At 72.6% G+C, this 15,659-nt stretch carries 12 protein-coding genes; all 12 read right to left on the bottom strand.

Translation table 11 applies throughout. The features are described 5' to 3' along the window. Positions 1-13: 13 nt before the first annotated feature. A complete protein-coding gene (locus tag M3M55_RS02905) occupies positions 14-1,687 on the bottom strand; it encodes an RNA polymerase sigma factor (protein ID WP_249011324.1) in 1,674 nt (557 codons plus the stop codon). A 210-nt stretch (positions 1,688-1,897) separates the two neighbouring features. Beyond that, entirely contained in the window at positions 1,898-2,572 is a 675-nt protein-coding gene (locus tag M3M55_RS02900) for a hypothetical protein (protein WP_249011323.1), read from the bottom strand. After that, on the bottom strand, positions 2,554-3,147 hold the full coding sequence (locus tag M3M55_RS02895; protein WP_249011322.1) for a sugar transferase: 594 nt from the start codon (positions 3,145-3,147) through the stop codon (positions 2,554-2,556). The genes M3M55_RS02900 and M3M55_RS02895 overlap by 19 nt, the downstream gene beginning before the upstream one ends. After that, positions 3,144-4,352: a glycosyltransferase gene (locus M3M55_RS02890; protein WP_249011321.1), complete on the bottom strand. Its 1,209-nt coding sequence runs from the start codon at positions 4,350-4,352 to the stop codon at positions 3,144-3,146. Before M3M55_RS02890 ends, M3M55_RS02895 begins: the two co-directional genes overlap by 4 nt. Beyond that, complete coding sequence (locus M3M55_RS02885; protein ID WP_249011320.1) at positions 4,349-5,533, bottom strand: glycosyltransferase family 4 protein; 1,185 nt, start codon at positions 5,531-5,533, stop codon at positions 4,349-4,351. The genes M3M55_RS02890 and M3M55_RS02885 overlap by 4 nt, the downstream gene beginning before the upstream one ends. A gap of 5 nt (positions 5,534-5,538) precedes the next feature. Beyond that, positions 5,539-6,525, bottom strand: a complete 987-nt coding sequence (locus tag M3M55_RS02880) for a glycosyltransferase family 2 protein (RefSeq protein ID WP_249011319.1) — start codon at positions 6,523-6,525, stop codon at positions 5,539-5,541. Continuing rightward, positions 6,522-7,982 (bottom strand): lipopolysaccharide biosynthesis protein, encoded by a 1,461-nt coding sequence (locus tag M3M55_RS02875; protein WP_249011318.1) that lies wholly within the window; start codon positions 7,980-7,982, stop codon positions 6,522-6,524. The genes M3M55_RS02880 and M3M55_RS02875 overlap by 4 nt, the downstream gene beginning before the upstream one ends. Before the next feature lie 154 nt (positions 7,983-8,136). Next, positions 8,137-10,002: a FlgD immunoglobulin-like domain containing protein gene (locus M3M55_RS02870; RefSeq protein ID WP_249011317.1), complete on the bottom strand. Its 1,866-nt coding sequence runs from the start codon at positions 10,000-10,002 to the stop codon at positions 8,137-8,139. Then, positions 9,999-10,583: a histidine phosphatase family protein gene (locus M3M55_RS02865; protein ID WP_249011316.1), complete on the bottom strand. Its 585-nt coding sequence runs from the start codon at positions 10,581-10,583 to the stop codon at positions 9,999-10,001. Before M3M55_RS02865 ends, M3M55_RS02870 begins: the two co-directional genes overlap by 4 nt. A gap of 38 nt (positions 10,584-10,621) precedes the next feature. After that, positions 10,622-11,965 carry a LytR C-terminal domain-containing protein gene (locus M3M55_RS02860; protein ID WP_249011315.1) on the bottom strand — a complete coding sequence of 448 codons (1,344 nt, stop codon included), beginning with the start codon at positions 11,963-11,965 and terminating at the stop codon, positions 10,622-10,624. A 12-nt stretch (positions 11,966-11,977) separates the two neighbouring features. Then, complete coding sequence (locus tag M3M55_RS02855; protein ID WP_249011314.1) at positions 11,978-14,026, bottom strand: nucleoside-diphosphate sugar epimerase/dehydratase; 2,049 nt, start codon at positions 14,024-14,026, stop codon at positions 11,978-11,980. 74 nt (positions 14,027-14,100) lie between these two features. Continuing rightward, entirely contained in the window at positions 14,101-15,654 is a 1,554-nt protein-coding gene (locus M3M55_RS02850) for a hypothetical protein (protein ID WP_249011313.1), read from the bottom strand. Between the last annotated feature and the right edge of the window lie 5 nt (positions 15,655-15,659).

Here is a 15,659-nt window from a genome sequence, read left to right as displayed (position 1 = left end):
CGAGTTGGGCAGGTCACTGGCCCCCGCCGCCGGGGTTGCCGCCGGGGCGGTTGTCACCGCCGGGGTTGCCGCCGGGGTTGCCGCCGGGGCCGTGTCCCCCGTGCCGGTTGCCGCCGGGAGTGGGCCCACCGGTACCTGTCGAGCCGGCCGCGGGACCGGCGGGGTTGCCACCCGGCGTGGGCGTCACCGAGGTCACCGCGTGGGCGTGCCGCCCGTCGGCAGCGCCGGAATCGGGAGACACACCACCGTGCCGGCCCTGCGCCGCTGACGCCGCCGATCCGGGGGTGTCCCCGTGGCGCCTCGAGCCGGCGGCGGGCGATGGCCGCGGGCGGACCGGATGCGTCGCCGCTGCCGTCGGGGCCGCCGGGACGCGGGTCGGCGCAGGTGAAGCAGCCGGACTGGATGCGAAACCCGTGCTCAAAGCCGAGCCGGAGACGATGGAGCCCGTTCCGGAGGGCGAGGCGGTCGAGGTCGCAGACGGCGGCAGGGCCGCCCCCGCTCCGCCTGCAGGAGCGACCGGGGCAAGGCCGCGACGGGCGGCCGCACGCGGCGAGCCGACCCGTACACCACCACGAGCGTCGCCGCGGTGGTCACCGGCTGACCGGGGAGCGATCTCCGCGAACCGGACAACGGACCCGGTGGTGGAGTGGGCACTCCGCGCGAGCCGCCCGACACCGAGGGCGGTCGCGTTGGGAGCACCGCCCGCCCCGACCGCGCCACGGCCGGTGAGGCTGGCCGCGCTCGCAAGTGAACGCGGGGCCGCGGGCGAGCGGAGGTGTCCGTCACGGTGGGGGTAACCGAGCGGCCTCGACGAGCGGGCAGCGCCGATGAAATGGCTGAAGGGCAGGGCGCCAGTGGCGACGATCACCGCGGTCCCGGCGGTGCCGGCACTGACCGCCAGGGTGGCGAGCAACCCCTTGAGGACGCCGCCCTTGAGCGCGCCACCGAGCACGAGGCCGCCACCGGCGCTCCCGCCGCCGAGCAGCGCCGCCCCGAGCGCAACCTCCTTGAGCGCCAAGGACGGTGCGACGGGCAGCAGCAGGCGCAGGCGGCGGCGCTGGCGCTCAATTTGGGTCTGGAAATCCCGACAGCCGTCACAGTCGCGCAGATGCCGGCGCAGGTTGGCCCGCCGAAGCGCCGGCCCACGCGCGGTGGAGAGCAGTTCGCGAATCTCCTGACAGGGCGTCTCCCGTGCCGTGCGGTCGGCGATCAGGCTTGACCGGGCCTGGAAGACGAGCGCCTTGACCTTCTCGGAACGGACGCCGAGCACTCCGGCGATCTCGGTGTGGCTGAGCGCGTCGATCTCCGACAGGACGAGCGCGGCCCGCTGGTCCTGGGGCAGGGCGGCGATATCGGAGAGGAGCGCGCGCAGGTCCTCGCGCCGCTGTACCTCGGCGCTGAGGTTCTCCGTCGATACCTGGTCCACGTCATCGGTCGGCGAATCACGGCGGGCCCGCAGGATCGAGTAACAGCGGTTGCGGGCGATCGTGAACAGCCACGGCCGGACGCTGATCTCCTTGGAGGTGGAGACGAGCTCACGGTAGGCGGCCATGAAGGTGTGCTGAACGGCGTCCTCGGCCTCATGGGCGTCGCCGAGCAGGTGCCGGCAGAACGAGAGGATCGCGCGATGATGGCGGTCATAGAGGGCCTCAAATGCAGCCGTCTCCCCCTCCCGGATGAGGCTCACCAGACGGGCATCCGGACTCAGTCGCCGCACCGGCGGCGGCCCGACGACCACCGCCGCCGGGCGTGGGAGTGTCCCCGCTTCCATTCCGCCTCACCGCCTTCAGTCCCGAGTTCAGGTCGGCGGACGACCTGGCCACGCCCGCCTGAGACGTGTTATAGCGCCACGTTTCGGTCTGCGCCAGCGGGTTTGCGGCAGCTCCATGAGACTGTGTTACCGATTGTTGGTGGATCCGGGCGAGATAACCCGGGCTGGAACCCCAGCGACCGTCGTTCCGGGCGCCACGTCGGCGGTGACGACCGCCCCCGCGCCGATGATCGCGCCGGCGCCGATGCGCAGCGGTCGGCCCGGGGCGCCGTTGACGGTGACCGACCCGGTTCCGAGGAACGCGTGGTCGTCGATCCGGTTGGTGCCCGACAGGCAGGTGCCGGGAGAGAGCGTCGCGAACGCGCCGATCACCGTGTCGTGCATGACGGTGCAGCTGACGTTGATCTGGGTGTGGGCACCGACCTCGATGTCCGTGGTGATGACCGTCCGGGGGCAGATCACGACGCCGGCGCCGAGGCGGACATAGTCGGCGTCGATCTCGACCCCGGGGTGGACGAGCGGCGCGGCGCTGATCAGCCCGGTCGCCTCCGCGGCGGCGATGAGCGCCGCTCGCAGCCGCGAATCGCCGACGGCGGCGATCACCCCCGCCCCGGGATGACGCGCAGCCGCGACGGCGAGCGGCCAGACGGGGAGACCGTGCACCGTCTCATCCCCCGCGGCGCGGTCGTCGATGAAGCCGATCAGGTCGTGGGCGACCTCCGCCCAACACGCCCGGGAGGCCCACGCGGCGATCTCCCGCCCCGAACCCCCGGCCCCGTAGATCAGGAGGGGGTGACCCACCCGCCGCCCTCACCCTCGTGGTAGAGCCCATGTCCGCCGAGCAGGGTCACGACGGTCCGGGCGAGGATTTGCAGATCCAGCCACAGTGAGTGGTGCTCCACGTAGTAGATGTCGAGTTCGATCCGTTCTGGCCAGCTGAGCGCCGCGCGGCCGTTGACCTGCGCCCAGCCGGTCATCCCGGGCCGGACGTTCAGGCGGGTCCACTGGCGCGGCGTGTACTGGGTGACCTGTCCCGGCAGGGTCGGGCGGGGTCCGACGATCGACATCTCGCCCCGCACGACGTTCCACAGGTTGGGGATCTCGTCGAGGCTCGTGCGGCGTAGCCAACGTCCGATCCGGGTGATGCGCGCATCGTCGGGGAGAACGGCGTCACCCGCCCCGAAGGATTGGGCCCCGGCGACCATCGTGCGCAGCTTGAAGATCCGAAAGGGCTCGCCGTCCCGACCGGCGCGAACCTGGGTGAAGATCGGGTCACCCGGTGACCCGAGCCGGATCAGCAGGCACAGGACGGCGATCAGCGGAGCGGTGAGGACCGCTGCGGGAACCGCGAGGAGAAGATCGAATGTCCGTTTCACCGTGTACCTTCCGCCGGCTCCCAGCCGACGGTCTGCGTGCCGCGCATCCAGTCCCACAGCCCGACGGCGAGGGACGCGGTGGTGAACACGTAGTAGCGGGCCAGCAGCAGCAGTCTATTGGGCCACCGCGGGGCGAGCAGGGCGCCGAGGATCAGGGCGACCTGGAGCGCGAGCGCGATCTCGTAAACGAGGCCGGCTCCGGCTCCGACGGCGGCGAGGCTCGCGCCGAACAGGATGAGGTGCAGCAGCGGGGAGGTATAGCGCAGGGTCCGGTGAGAGAACACCATCAGGGCGTACAGGGGCGGATAGCCACGCGGGTCGAACATGCCGCCGAGGATCACGCTCGGCCACGTCTCCTGGCGCGCCATCCGCCGCTTGCGGGCGAACTCGCCCTCGATACTCGGCGCCATCTTCTCCGTCGCCCTGGCCGCCGGGACCGAGATCGCCCGCCAGCCCGCCTTGACGAGCCGGAACGGGAAGGAGATGTCGTGTCCCATCCGCGGGTCGAGGTGGAGGTAGGTGGCCGCCCGGGTCGCGTAGATGGCGCCGTTGCCGGCGGTGATCGACGCCAGCTCCGATTCGAGCCGGCGCAGGAACAGCTCATAGCGCCAGTAGATCCCCTCCTGGTTCGTGCCACCCGCCGGGTTGAGGAAGCTCACCTCACCGCAGGCGTAGCCGACGCGCGCATCCCTGAAGGCGTCGACAAGGGTCGCGAGCGCGTCCGGCTCCCACCGGGCGTTCGCGTCAGTGAAGGCGAGGATCTCCCCACCCGCGGCGCGCACCGCCGCGTTCTGGGCGGCGACCTTGCCCGAGCGGGGCAGCTCGAGCACGAGGTCGGCCCCCGCCGCCCGGGCCCGGTCGGCGGTGAGGTCGCGATCGGGGTCCGCACCCCCGTCGACGGCGACGATGATCTCGAGCCGGCCGGCGGGGAAGCGGCTCGCGCGGAGGTTGGCGACCCGACCGGTGATGACGTCCTGTTCGTGGTAGGCGGCGACGATCACCGACACCGGTGGCACGGGCCGGTCGGCCCCCAGCTCGGCGTCCACCTCGACAGCGCCCCCGGCCGGGCTGCCGCCCCCCGCGCGGCGGGCATCGGCCCGAGCCACCCCGAGGTGAGCGAGCAGGGCAAGGAGGAGCCCGTAACCGACCTGGGTGTAGACCAGCAGGGCGAGGGCGAGCCAGACGACGATGACGGCCACCGTCACCCCAACACCGTTCGGTAGACGTCGACGGTCGCCTCGGCAGCCGCCGCCCATGAGAACGGGCCCGTCGCGAGCGCGGCCGCGCGGGCGCCGAGGGCCGCACGGGCGCCGGGGTCGTCGATCAGCTCCTGCAGGCCCGCCGCGAGCGCGGCCGGGTCAGCCGGAGGAACCCCGCGCACGCCGCCGGCGGCGATCAGCTCGGTGAAGCTGCCGAGGGCGGAGGCGACGACCGGCTTGGCGGCCGCCATCGCGGTTGCGAGCACCGCGGAAGAGCTGAACTGACCGGCCGGGAGGTACGGCACAACGAGGACGTCGGCGGCCTGGAGGAGGGCCCGCTCCTCCAGGCCGTCGACATAGCGGGGGACGAACTGGACCCCGGCGGGGGCACCGGCGATCTCCTCGGCGATGTCATACATCGGCCGTCCGACGACCCACAGGTCGGCCCCGTGCACCTGTCGCCAGGCCGCCAGCAACGCCTCGAGGCCCTTGTAAGGGCGGATCAGTCCGTAGAGGAGCACGACCGGCCGGCCGCTCGGCACGAGTTCGGGAGGGAGCTCCGGCGCGCCAGACGCGGCCTCGGTCTCCGTCGGGGCGGGAGCGCCGGCGGAGCGGGGAGCGGGAGCGCCTGGCGCATCGACCGCAGCCGGACCGGGGGCGCCGGGGGCGGGCGCTGCGCTCATGCCGATCGGGACGACGTGGACGCGACCGGGTGCCAGGCCCGGCACCCGGAGCAGGAGCTGCTCGCGGGCAAAGCCGGAGTGGACGATGATCGCCCCGACCCGACGCAACGCCGCAGCGGGGATCCACTGGTCGGGACGCCCTCGGGTGAACGGGTCATGCAGGGTGAGGACGAGCGGGCGGCGGGGGAGGAGAGCGAGGTCGAGCGCCGGCAGAGTGAGCCACTGGACGTGGCAGAGGTCGCCGGCGGCATGCCGGCGGTAGGAGACGAGGCCGGGAAGGTGGGCGGCGAGCTTGTGGACCCGGCGGCGGCGTGGGTGCGCGCCCGACACCGCCCGGCGGTAGAAGACGACCTTCCGGTCGTACCCGTCGGGAGCGGGCACGGGCCCGTACACGAACGGGCCCGTGAGCAGCCGGACCGACACGCCGGTGCGAGCGAGCGCCCGCGCGAGCTCGTGGTCGTAGCTGGGCAGATAGGCGGGCGGATCGAGCAGATCGACGCGCATCGACGTCACGGCCTCCGGTCGGCTCGGAGGTCAGCGGGACGGAGCCGCCGGGCGATCCCCGACCGCACGGGGCGGACGCGGTTGGATTGGCGCAGGCCGATCTGCTCCTCGACCCCGAGCAGGCACTGAACGGCGAGGAAGGCGAGCCGGTCAGCCCAGGGCAGGCGCGCCGTCGGGCCGCTGGCACGGTGTGGCCGGTCCGGGAGGCCCGGGCCGCCGCGCAGTCGGGAGCGGACGAGCCGGACGAGCCGGTGCAGGGCGGGATCGGGGTGGTAGCCGGGCCAGCGGGTTTCCAGCCAGGCCGACCCGGCCGCATAAGCGCGCCACTGGCGGCGCAGGTCAGACAGCCGTTCCCGGTAGCGGTGGCCGACGACCGCCCCCGGGCAGTAGCCGAGGGTCCACCCGGCCTCCTGCAGGCGCCAGCAGAAGTCGGTGTCCTCAGCGGCGCGGACCCCCTCACAGAAGCCGCCGACGGTGAGGAAGGCACGGCGGCGGACGAGCAGGTTCGCGCTCGCCGCGCGCGGTCGGTAGTAGTGGCTCAGGTGGGCCCGCTGGCTGAGGAAGTTCGCGTGAGCGCCGTAGCGAGCGGCGAGCGTGTCGACCGTCACGACCCCGGCGAGCTCGCCGGCGACCGCGCCGATCCGGGACGGGATCGGCGCGGCGAAGAACCGGGCGAGCAGGTCGGCGGGGGGCCGGGTGTCGGCGTCAAGGAAGAGGATCCAGTCGTTGTGGGCGGCGCGGGCACCGACGTTCCGGGCGTGAGCGGGCGAGCGCTCCCCTGCGGCGGCGATCACGCGCACGCCCGCAGGCGCCTCGGTGACGATCCCGCAGTTGTCGGCGAGAATCCGCTCGTCTCCGGCCTCGACGTCAAGTCCATCGAGCAGCGCGAGCGCGGCGGCAGCCGCCGCCCCCTCCCCCGCGAAGGGAACGACGACCGACACGGCCGGGCGCGCCGGCAGGCTCTCGAGCGTGGGGGGCTCGGCCGGGCTCATCGGCGAAGGCGGGCGAGGAGACGGCGGCCCCCGGCGAGCTCGACGGGAGTGAAGAAGCGACTGAGCGCGAGGACGGGGAGGATCAACACGAACGCCACGGCACGGAGGAGCAGCCCGGCCGGACCGGTGGCCGGCAGGGTGAGGCTGCCGGCGACGGCAAGGGCGGAGCAGACAAGGACGGACTGGGCGAGCCGGCGCCACTCGAAGGCGACCGGGAAGACCCGGCGCAGGAGCGCATACATCACCGCGAGCATCGCCAGGTACGCGCCGCAGAGGGCGATACCCGCCCCGGCGATCCCGAGCACCGGGACGAGCACGACGAGCAGGCCGAGGTTGACGAGCACCCCGGCGGCGGCGGCGAGCGCGTTGCGCCGGGTCACCTGCGCCCGGCCGGCGATGACGAGGAAGATCACCCACAGTCCGTAGAGAGCCCAGCCGAGCGACAGCCACGGAACCGCGGTGTAGGCGGCCAGGTAGCCCGGGTGGGGAGCGAGGAAGGCGATGATGTAGCGCGCCTCGAGAGTGAGGCCACAGACGATCGTGCCGGTGACGAGGACGTAGTAGGTGGCGACGAGACCGTACAGGCGGGCGGCGTCCCCGTCATCGGCGACCGAGTAGGCGAGCGGCGGCCAGGCGTACTGGAAGGCGGTGACGACGAACACGATCGCCCCGGCGACCTTGACGGCAATCGCGTATCGCCCCGCCGCCGCGATCCCCTGCTGGTGAACGAGGTACTGGCGATCCACGACGCTGAGAGCGTAAACGGACGCCTCTGCCGGGACGGTCGGCAGTCCGAACCGGAACAGGGTGCGCAAGGACTCGACGCCCGGCACCGGCCGGCGCGGCCATAGCCGTCCCCGCTCGCTCCACCACAGGCCGAGGAGCACGAGCGTCGAGATCCCGTAGTTGCCGAGCAACAGGCCCTCATAGCCGCGGTGGAGGACGAGGACGAGCAGGACGGAGGCGGCGATCGTCCCGACCACGTTGACGAGCGTCACCGTCGCGTAGGCGCGGAGGCGCTCGTCAACACGCAGCAGGGCCTGGCCGAGCTCGAGGTTGGTGAACGCCCAGATCCCGAGTACGGCGACGCGGTACGGGCCCGCCGCCGGCACGGACGTGATCAGGCGGGCGAGCGGGTCGGCGGGGATGATCAGAACCGTGCAGGCGGCGGTCGTGGTGAGCAGCAGGAACCCGACGGCGCGCCGGGCGAGCGCGGCCCGGCGATCAGGGTCGGCGTCGCTGTAGTGAAAGCGCAGGAACGCCTCGATGATCCCGAGGCGCACGACGATCGAGACGAGGATCACGAAGGTCATCAGGGTCTCGGCGATCCCGTAGCCGCCAGGGTCGATCCGGCCCGTGTAGACCGGGATCAGGACGATCCCGAACAGCTTGCCGACGATGTTGGCGACCTGGTAGGCGCCGAGGGAGCTCGCCAGCCGCTTGAGATAGCCGCCCATGGCCGAGGGAGAGTAAATGGTCATCGCGGACCCGCGAACGTCGCACACCGCGCTACGTCACCCGGGTGGGAACCGTGAGCCACCCTGAGATGCGCACCCATTGCCGGAGCCCCCGCAGAGCGTGGGGCAGCGGCAGCCCGCCGACCGCGCCGCCTCAGCGCAGCACGACCTGCCAGACGCGGGCGAGCAGCTCCTGGGAGTCGACGCTGCGGATCAGACTGAGGCCGAAGTTCGGCAGGCCCGCCTCCACGACCGTGCCGGCTCCGAGGTGGAAGCCGATCACCGCCGGTGCGCTCGGGGCGACGCCGGCGAGGGCGGACACGCGGCCGCCGGGGGGCTCGAGGGCCTGGTAGGTCGAGAACGGGAACACCGCCGCGGTCGAGAAGATCCCGAGGCCGTCCGTGAACGGGGTGATCAGCGCGCCCGCCGTCGCCGACAGCGCCCCGTGGCGCACGCCGAACGGGTCGGCGGCGAGACCGCGGGCCGGACCGGCCGCCGGACCCGACTGTCCGTCGACGAGTGCGGCGGTCTGGGTCAGAGAGTGCACCGCGGCGTTGAAGACGGCACCGCCACCGCGGACGAAGGCGCCCAGGCGCCCGGCGAGCTGGGTCGGCAACCAGGTGAAGGCGCCGTCAAGGAGGACGCCGTGGCGGCCCCTCAGGGTCGGTCCGACCCCCTCGGCGAGGGCGACGTCGGTCGTCAGGTCATAGACGCGGTGCGCGGCGTCGAGGCTCGACAGGAGCGCCGCCTCATCCGCGAGCCCGGCGGGGAGGCCGTTGACGAGCGGCCGCTCGAGGCTCACCTGGGCGCCGTCCGCGAGCGTGTCGATGAGACCGCCGGCGTTGTCGTCGATCGGGTTCGCCCCCTGCCAGCTGAGGGCGGGGAGAACGACAAGCACCGGGGCGCTCGCCGCCGCACCGGTTCCGGAGGCGACGAGCGGCACGCTCGTCGCCTGCCTCCCCGCGGTGACGGTGAGCGTGTAGAGGCCGAGGCGCGGCAGGCGCACGTGCATCGTCGCCGCTCCCGGGTTCGTTCCGCGGAAGATGACGGCGGCAGCGCCGGCGCGGCGCAGCAACCACCGGTAGGGTGCGCCGCCGGAGTTGACGTCGACGGCGGCGAGCGCTCCGGCGGCCACCGGTTCGAGCGGCGGCGTGGCGCTGAGGTAGCTGACGTTGACCCCGGCCCCGGGGGTGCTGCCGGGCGCCGGGTCGGTGACGGGCGGAAACTGCCCGGTGGTGCAGGAGGCGTCGGTCACCGCGGCTCCGAGCAGGTAGCTGCCCGCCGGGGCGGGACGCCCGTTGATGAGACCGTTCCAGACAGCCGGCAGCCGCGGGTTGACCCCGAAGCTCTGGACGAGTTGGAGCGGGTGGGATCCGTTCGCGCCAGCGCGGTAGACGAGGATCCGGACCCCGAGGTCGTGGCGGGTGTCGAGGTGGACGGTGGCCGTCGCCCGGCCGGGCGTGAAGGTCGGGGTACTGCCGGGCGGACCGGTGAGGGCACCGCGCCCGGAAACCGTCACGGCGGTCACCTGCGGACGGGGCCGGCCGTACTGGACGCGGACGGAGGCGCCGGTGACCGGCACGGTCCGGTCCTGGTGGGCGAGGGAGACGAGGAAGGTGTAGACACCCGCCGGCGCGCGCGCCCCGTCCGCGAGCCGTCCGTCCCAGGTGAAGAAGGCGTAGCGGTCAAAGCCGGCACGGATGTAGCGGCCCGAGCCGCCCATCGTCGCCACGACCTGCCCCTCCCCGTTGAGCACCTGCACGGTGACGACGTCGGAGTGCGTCTGGAGGTAGAAGCCCAGCCGGGTGTGACGGAAGCTCACCCGCTTGCCCGCCGCGTCGGCGCAGACCCCGGCGGCGACCGGATTGATCACGGCCGGATCCGCCCGCGGGTTGCCGTTGATGAGCGGATTCTGGACCTTGAGGTGCTGGGTGAGGTAGAAGGCACCGACCGTCGCGAGGACGAGCAGGCCGAACAGGGTCGCGGGGACCCGCGGCGACAGCCGGTCGGGGAGCTTCACACCTCCACCAGCCCGGCGTTGGCGACGTCATGGTCGTGGAAGGCCGCGATTCCGCGCGGATCCGCCGCACACAGCACGAGGCGGATCGACCCGCGGTGGCAGACGACGAGGGCGGGGCCGGAACCGGCCCGGCGGATGTCGTCGAGGGCGGCGAGCACCCGTTGCTGATGCTCCCCAAGCGACTCCCCGCCGGGGAAACGGAAGTCCGGGTCGGCCGCCAGCCAGGCGGCATAGCGCTGTGGCGCCTCAACGGCAACCTCCCTGAACCGGCGGCCCTCCCACTCCCCCCGGTTCCCCTCCCGCAACCGTGGCTCGAGGACCGGATGCAGGCCGATGTGGGCGCTGACGATCTCCGCCGTCTCCCGGGCCCGCGCAAGATCCGAGCACCACAGCGACGCAAAGCGCCGGTCGGGGTCGGCGGCGAGCCGCCGGCCGAGCGCGTCAGCCTGAGCACGGCCACGGTCGTTCAGCGGCGTGTCGCGGAAGCCCTGGAAGCGGTCACCCGCCCGGTTGTCGGCGGTCTCCCCGTGCCGGGCGAGCCACAGCCGGGCCGGGGCTCGCCCGGAGCTCAACGCCGTCACCGCACCGTCTCCTCTCCTGCGCCGGCCCGACGGTCGGGTCAGCCGGTGGTGGTCGTGTTCGCAACGGCGGCGAGATCGCTGCCGACGGTGATGATCACCTTGGCCGGGCAGGTCCCCGGCTGCCCGCCTGCGGCGGGGGTCGCACAGCTCGTGATCGTCGCCTGACTCGCCGGGGTGAGCGTGGTGACGGTGACGCCGCTGGCGCGGGTGAGTGCGGCGGCGACTTGGGCCGCAGCGGCCCGGGCGCCGGGCAGGTAGGCGACGGTCGTCGTCGCCGCCGTCTGGATCGCCGCGTTGGTGATCGCCGTCGCGGGCACGGTGTACCCGGCGGCACTGAGCTTCTGACCGACCGCGGCGGCGAGGCCGTTGACAGCGGTGCCGTTGAGAACCGAGACGGTGATCGTCGCCGGGCTGATCTGCGCCGTCGACGCGGCGTGATGGTGCGCCGGCGCAGCCGCGGGGGTACTGGCAGACGCCGAACGGGCCGTCCGCGGGCTGCCGGTGAGCGCGAGCAGGAGAACGACGAGGACGACGGCGGCCGCGGCCCCGCCGACGGTGAGGGCGACGCGGCTCGGCCCGCGGCGGAGCGGGATCTCATCAAAGGGGGGCAGCAGACGCCGGTCCCCAGCGACGGGCGGGAGCTCGTCGTGAAAGTCGACGCGGGCGGGGGCGGGCGAGCCGGTGCGACGGCCGGAGCGACCGTTGCTCGCCGCGGCGGTGGACGCGGGAACGAACAGCGTGTCGTCGCGGGCGGGAACGGCGTCGGCCCCGACGAACTCCGGGGCGGACGGCGCAGCAGCGGGCGGCATGGCGGCATCAGCCCCGGCGGTGGCCTGGCGGCGCCCAGCGGACCCCATCGGGGAGGGCACGACCGGGATCGCGCCGACGGCGTCCTGGACGCTGACCGGCCGGGCCGGGGCCACCGGATCGGACTCAACCGGGCGGGGACGCAACGCCGGGGAGGCGATCAGCTTCGTCGCCGATCCGAGCGCAGGTGCGCCCGACCCGGCCGGCGAGCCGAGCAGCACACCGCGGGGCGGGGCGGCGGCGGACGCGGTCGCCTCCGCGCTCACACGCGCAACCGTCGAGCCGATCATCTGGGCGGCGACGCGGGGAGCGGGCACGACTCCGGGCCGCGGACCCGGCCCGGCGCTGACGGGGCCCCGGGCGGACGCGGCGGCGATCGTCTCACCGACGCGCGTCTCGAGTTCAGCGAGGCGGTCGTCGGCGTCCTCGAGCTCCTCCCGGAGGATCCGGCTCTCGCGGGCGCCGGCGAAGTAGAGGACGACCAGGAGGGCGACGGCGATCAGCGAGCCGAAGCCGATATCGGTCCCCGCCGAATGGAGGTACTTGGTCAGGGAGAGGGCAAACGGGATCGACATCGGCGAGCGAGTCTACGGGGAGGGCGCGACCGAGCCGGGGACGGCCGCGGCGCGGAGCGTATCGAGCCGGGAGACGTGGGCGGCAAGGGCGGCGGCGTCCCCCTCGAGCACGAGCAGGTTGACGGTGTCGAAGATCGCCTCGACGGTCGCCGGGTCGAGGGGGTGGCGGTCGGCGCGGAGGATCTTCTGCGCCGCGGTCGGCTGCGGCGTCTCATAGACGTTGAAGAGCTCCTCGTCGTACTTCTCGCCCGGCCGGGCGCCGACGATCTCGATCGCGATGTCGCGACCCGGCTCGAACCCGGAGAGGCGGATCATCGTCTCCGCGAGCTCGAGGATGCGGACGGGCTCCCCCATCTCGAGGACGAACACGTCGGCCGGTCCGGGCTCGTCCCGTCGCAGCTCGACGTCGGACCCCGGCGCGGCGGCGACCGGCGCGGTCCCCGGCCCGGCGATCCCGGCGAACGGCGCCCCGGCGCGCATCGAGCCGGCGCGGATGACGAGCTGGACGGCCTCGGGGATCGTCATGAAATAGCGCTGCATCCGCGGATCGGTGACGGTGACCGGACCACCGGCGGCGATCTGGCGGCGGAAGATCGGCACGACCGAGCCGGAGGAGCCGAGCACGTTTCCGAACCGGACCGACGCGTAGTGCGTCGCCGGAAAGCGGACCGCCGCGGCCTCGACCGCCCACTCAGCCAGCGCCTTGGAGGCGCCCATCACCGTCGCCGGCTTGACCGCCTTGTCGGTCGAGATGAGGACGAATGTCTCAACGTCGAACTCGCCGGCGGCGACCGTCATCAGCCGGGTCGCGAGCGCGTTGTTGCGGACCGCCTCAACCGGGTTGAGCTCCATCATCGCGACGTGCTTGTAGGCGGCGGCGTGAAAGATCACCGCGGGCCGGTGCTCGGCGAGCACCTCACGCATCCGCTCCTCCTCCTTGCAGTCGGCCAGCACGGGGACACACACGTTGACGTGACGTTCCTCCTCCAGCTCACGGGCGATCTGGAACAGGTTGTCCTCGGCGTGGTCGACGAGGATCAGGCGGCTCGGGTTGACGAGGCTGATCTGGCGACACAGCTCGGAGCCGATCGATCCGCCCGCGCCGGTCACCATCACGACCTTGCCAGCGAGGTAGCGACCGACCCGCTCAACGTTCATCACCACCGATTCGCGGCCGAGGATGTCCTCGACCTGCACCTCACGGAGCTGACGCGCATACCCGCCGCGCCCGGGCGCGTGCTGGAGCAGCTCGAACACGGTCGGCAGGGTGCGGACGGGGATCCCCCGCCGGCGGCAGGCGGTGACGACGTTGGCCCGCACCTGCCCGGGCGCGGACGGGATCGCGATGATCACCTCATCCGGCTCGACGTCGTCGAGGACACGGGCGAGCTCGGTCGGTTCGGTGCGGCCGAGCACCCGCAGCCCGTGCTCGTCCTTGAACCGCTGCTTGCGCGGGTCGTCGTCGATGAACCCGATCGGGCGCAGCCGCAGCTCCGGATTGCGGGCCAGCTCGCGCACGACGAGGTGACCGCCGTCACCGGCGCCGACGATCAGCACCTCCCGTGCCCCCTTGACCGAGCGGATCCCGCCGACCCGGCCCTCCCGGACGAGGTGGACGCCGAACCGCACCCCGATCAGCAGCACGAGGGTGATCAGCAGGAACAGGGCGATCACCGACAGGGGCAGCTCGACGGGGGAGCTGAAGAGACCGTGCTCCGGCACGTACGCGACCGGCCGGAAGATGTCGACGCCGCCGACGACGAGCAGCACCCCGACGACGGTCGCCTTGACGACCGCCTCATAGTCGCGCTGGGTGATGTAACTCCAGCCACGCTCATAGGCCGAGAACCCGGCGAGGACGACGAGCAGGAGCGGAACGACCCACCAGATCGTGTCCGCGAGCAGATGGCCGTAGCGAGCGAACTGCCCGTGCAGGTGCCCGTCGAAGCGCAGCTCGAAGGCGATGAGGTAACTGAAGGCGACCAGCAGCCCGTCCGCGACAAGCTGAGGGAGCGAGTGGCGGTGGACGGGGAGGGCACCGGGGCGAATCCGCCAGCGCATGCGCCGCGATTTTAGTCTCCGCCCCCCTTTGCGGGGATTAAACGCCGTGTGAGAACTCGGTTGGGAGAACGGCGCTAATGGTTGAGATGGAAGAACTCACCGGTCGGGTGCCCGGCGGTCTCCAGGTAGTAGGCGTCGTTGAGCACCCGACAGCGGGAGACCGCCGCCCCATGCTCGTTGTAGGTGTGCATCACCCAGCCATTGAAGAGGCCGGTGAACAGCACGACCGGGCCGCCCATGTGGATCTGACGGACGGGGATGTAGCCGACCTGGGCGGTGTTGAGGTGCGTGTCCCAGGCGAGGATCGACGCGGCGCCGACATCGACGGTCGGAACCCCGCAGGAGCGGACGAACGCCGCCCCGCCGGCCCGGGCGATCGTCCGGTCGAGCATGTAGATGCTGTGGGTCCGCGCACGCTGACCGACGATGTCGACGTGCTCCCAGTCCCAGGCGCTCTTGGCGTAGGGGGCCATGAAGCCGACCAGGACGAGCGCGAGCACCCCCGCGCCGAGCCGGGCCGGGAGCCGGCCGCCGCCACCGCTCACAGCACCGCGGCCCCATAGGGCGGCGGTGCTGCCAAAGGCGATCCGCGCGAGCCAACCGACGCCGATGCCGCCGAGGACGATCGTGAAGGCGCCCGCCTCGAACATGTAACGGGCGACCCCGGGGAAACCGTTGGAGAGGACGAACCACTCCTCGACCCCCATCCAGATGATCGCCACGGCCCCGACCCCGGCGACCCACCAGTCCCGGCGCAGAAGCGACCACAGGAAGGTGACCGCGGCGGAGACGAGCACCGGCCAGTAGGTGAGGTCGAAGAAGCGCGTGAGCGTGCCGGTGAACTTGTTCGAGTGCAGCTCGCGGACCGAGTGCTGGGCGAGGCGGCCGGCGATGTCCCAGTAGGCGCCGGTGATCACCGGGATCCCGAACCACAGGAACGGGGTGATGATGAGGGCGGCGATCAGCCAGCGGCGGATCCCCGGCACCGGCACCTTGAACCAGCACCACAGCCAGTAGAGGCCCATCAGCGCCCACACCTCGGGCCGGCCGAGCCCGGCGATGAACAGGCAGAACAGGGTGAGGCGCCAGCGCCGCGACAGCAGCGCGTCGAAGCCGAGCAGGACGAAGCTGACGAGCATCGGGTCTGACTGGCTGGAGAGGATGTAGTGCCAGTACTGGACGATCATCACGATCCCGATCCCGGCGAACAGGGCGGCGATGAGCGCCGGCCAGATCGGCTCGTCCTCACGCCGGACGAGCCGGTAGGCGATCCGCCCGCCGGTGACCGGGCCGACGATCGCGAAGCTGAGCGCGGTGATCCGCCACAGCCACCACGAGTAGTGGCCGAAGATCGAGTAGGGCAGGGTGAAGATGAAGGTGACGGGCTTCCAGGAGGGCGCTCCGTGCAGGTTGAGATGACCCCGCAGCGCCTGGTAGCCCCAGTCGAGCCAGCCGTAGGGGTCATAACCGGGGCTCGTCTGGGCCCAGCGGAGAATGAGATAGGAGAGGAGCGGCAGCGCGATCCACGCCCACACCCACGGGTTGTTGACCGCGCGGCGGAGAACGCCGCGGGCCGAGTCGGTGTCGGGAGCCGCGAGGGCGGCGGAGTGGGAGCTGGTGAGGGACATCGCGA

Source organism: Conexibacter sp. DBS9H8 (assembly GCF_023330685.1).
Taxonomy (GTDB): domain Bacteria; phylum Actinomycetota; class Thermoleophilia; order Solirubrobacterales; family Solirubrobacteraceae; genus Palsa-465.
The sequence above is the reverse complement of the archived record's forward strand: the minus strand, read 5'-3'. Positions and strand labels throughout refer to the sequence as shown.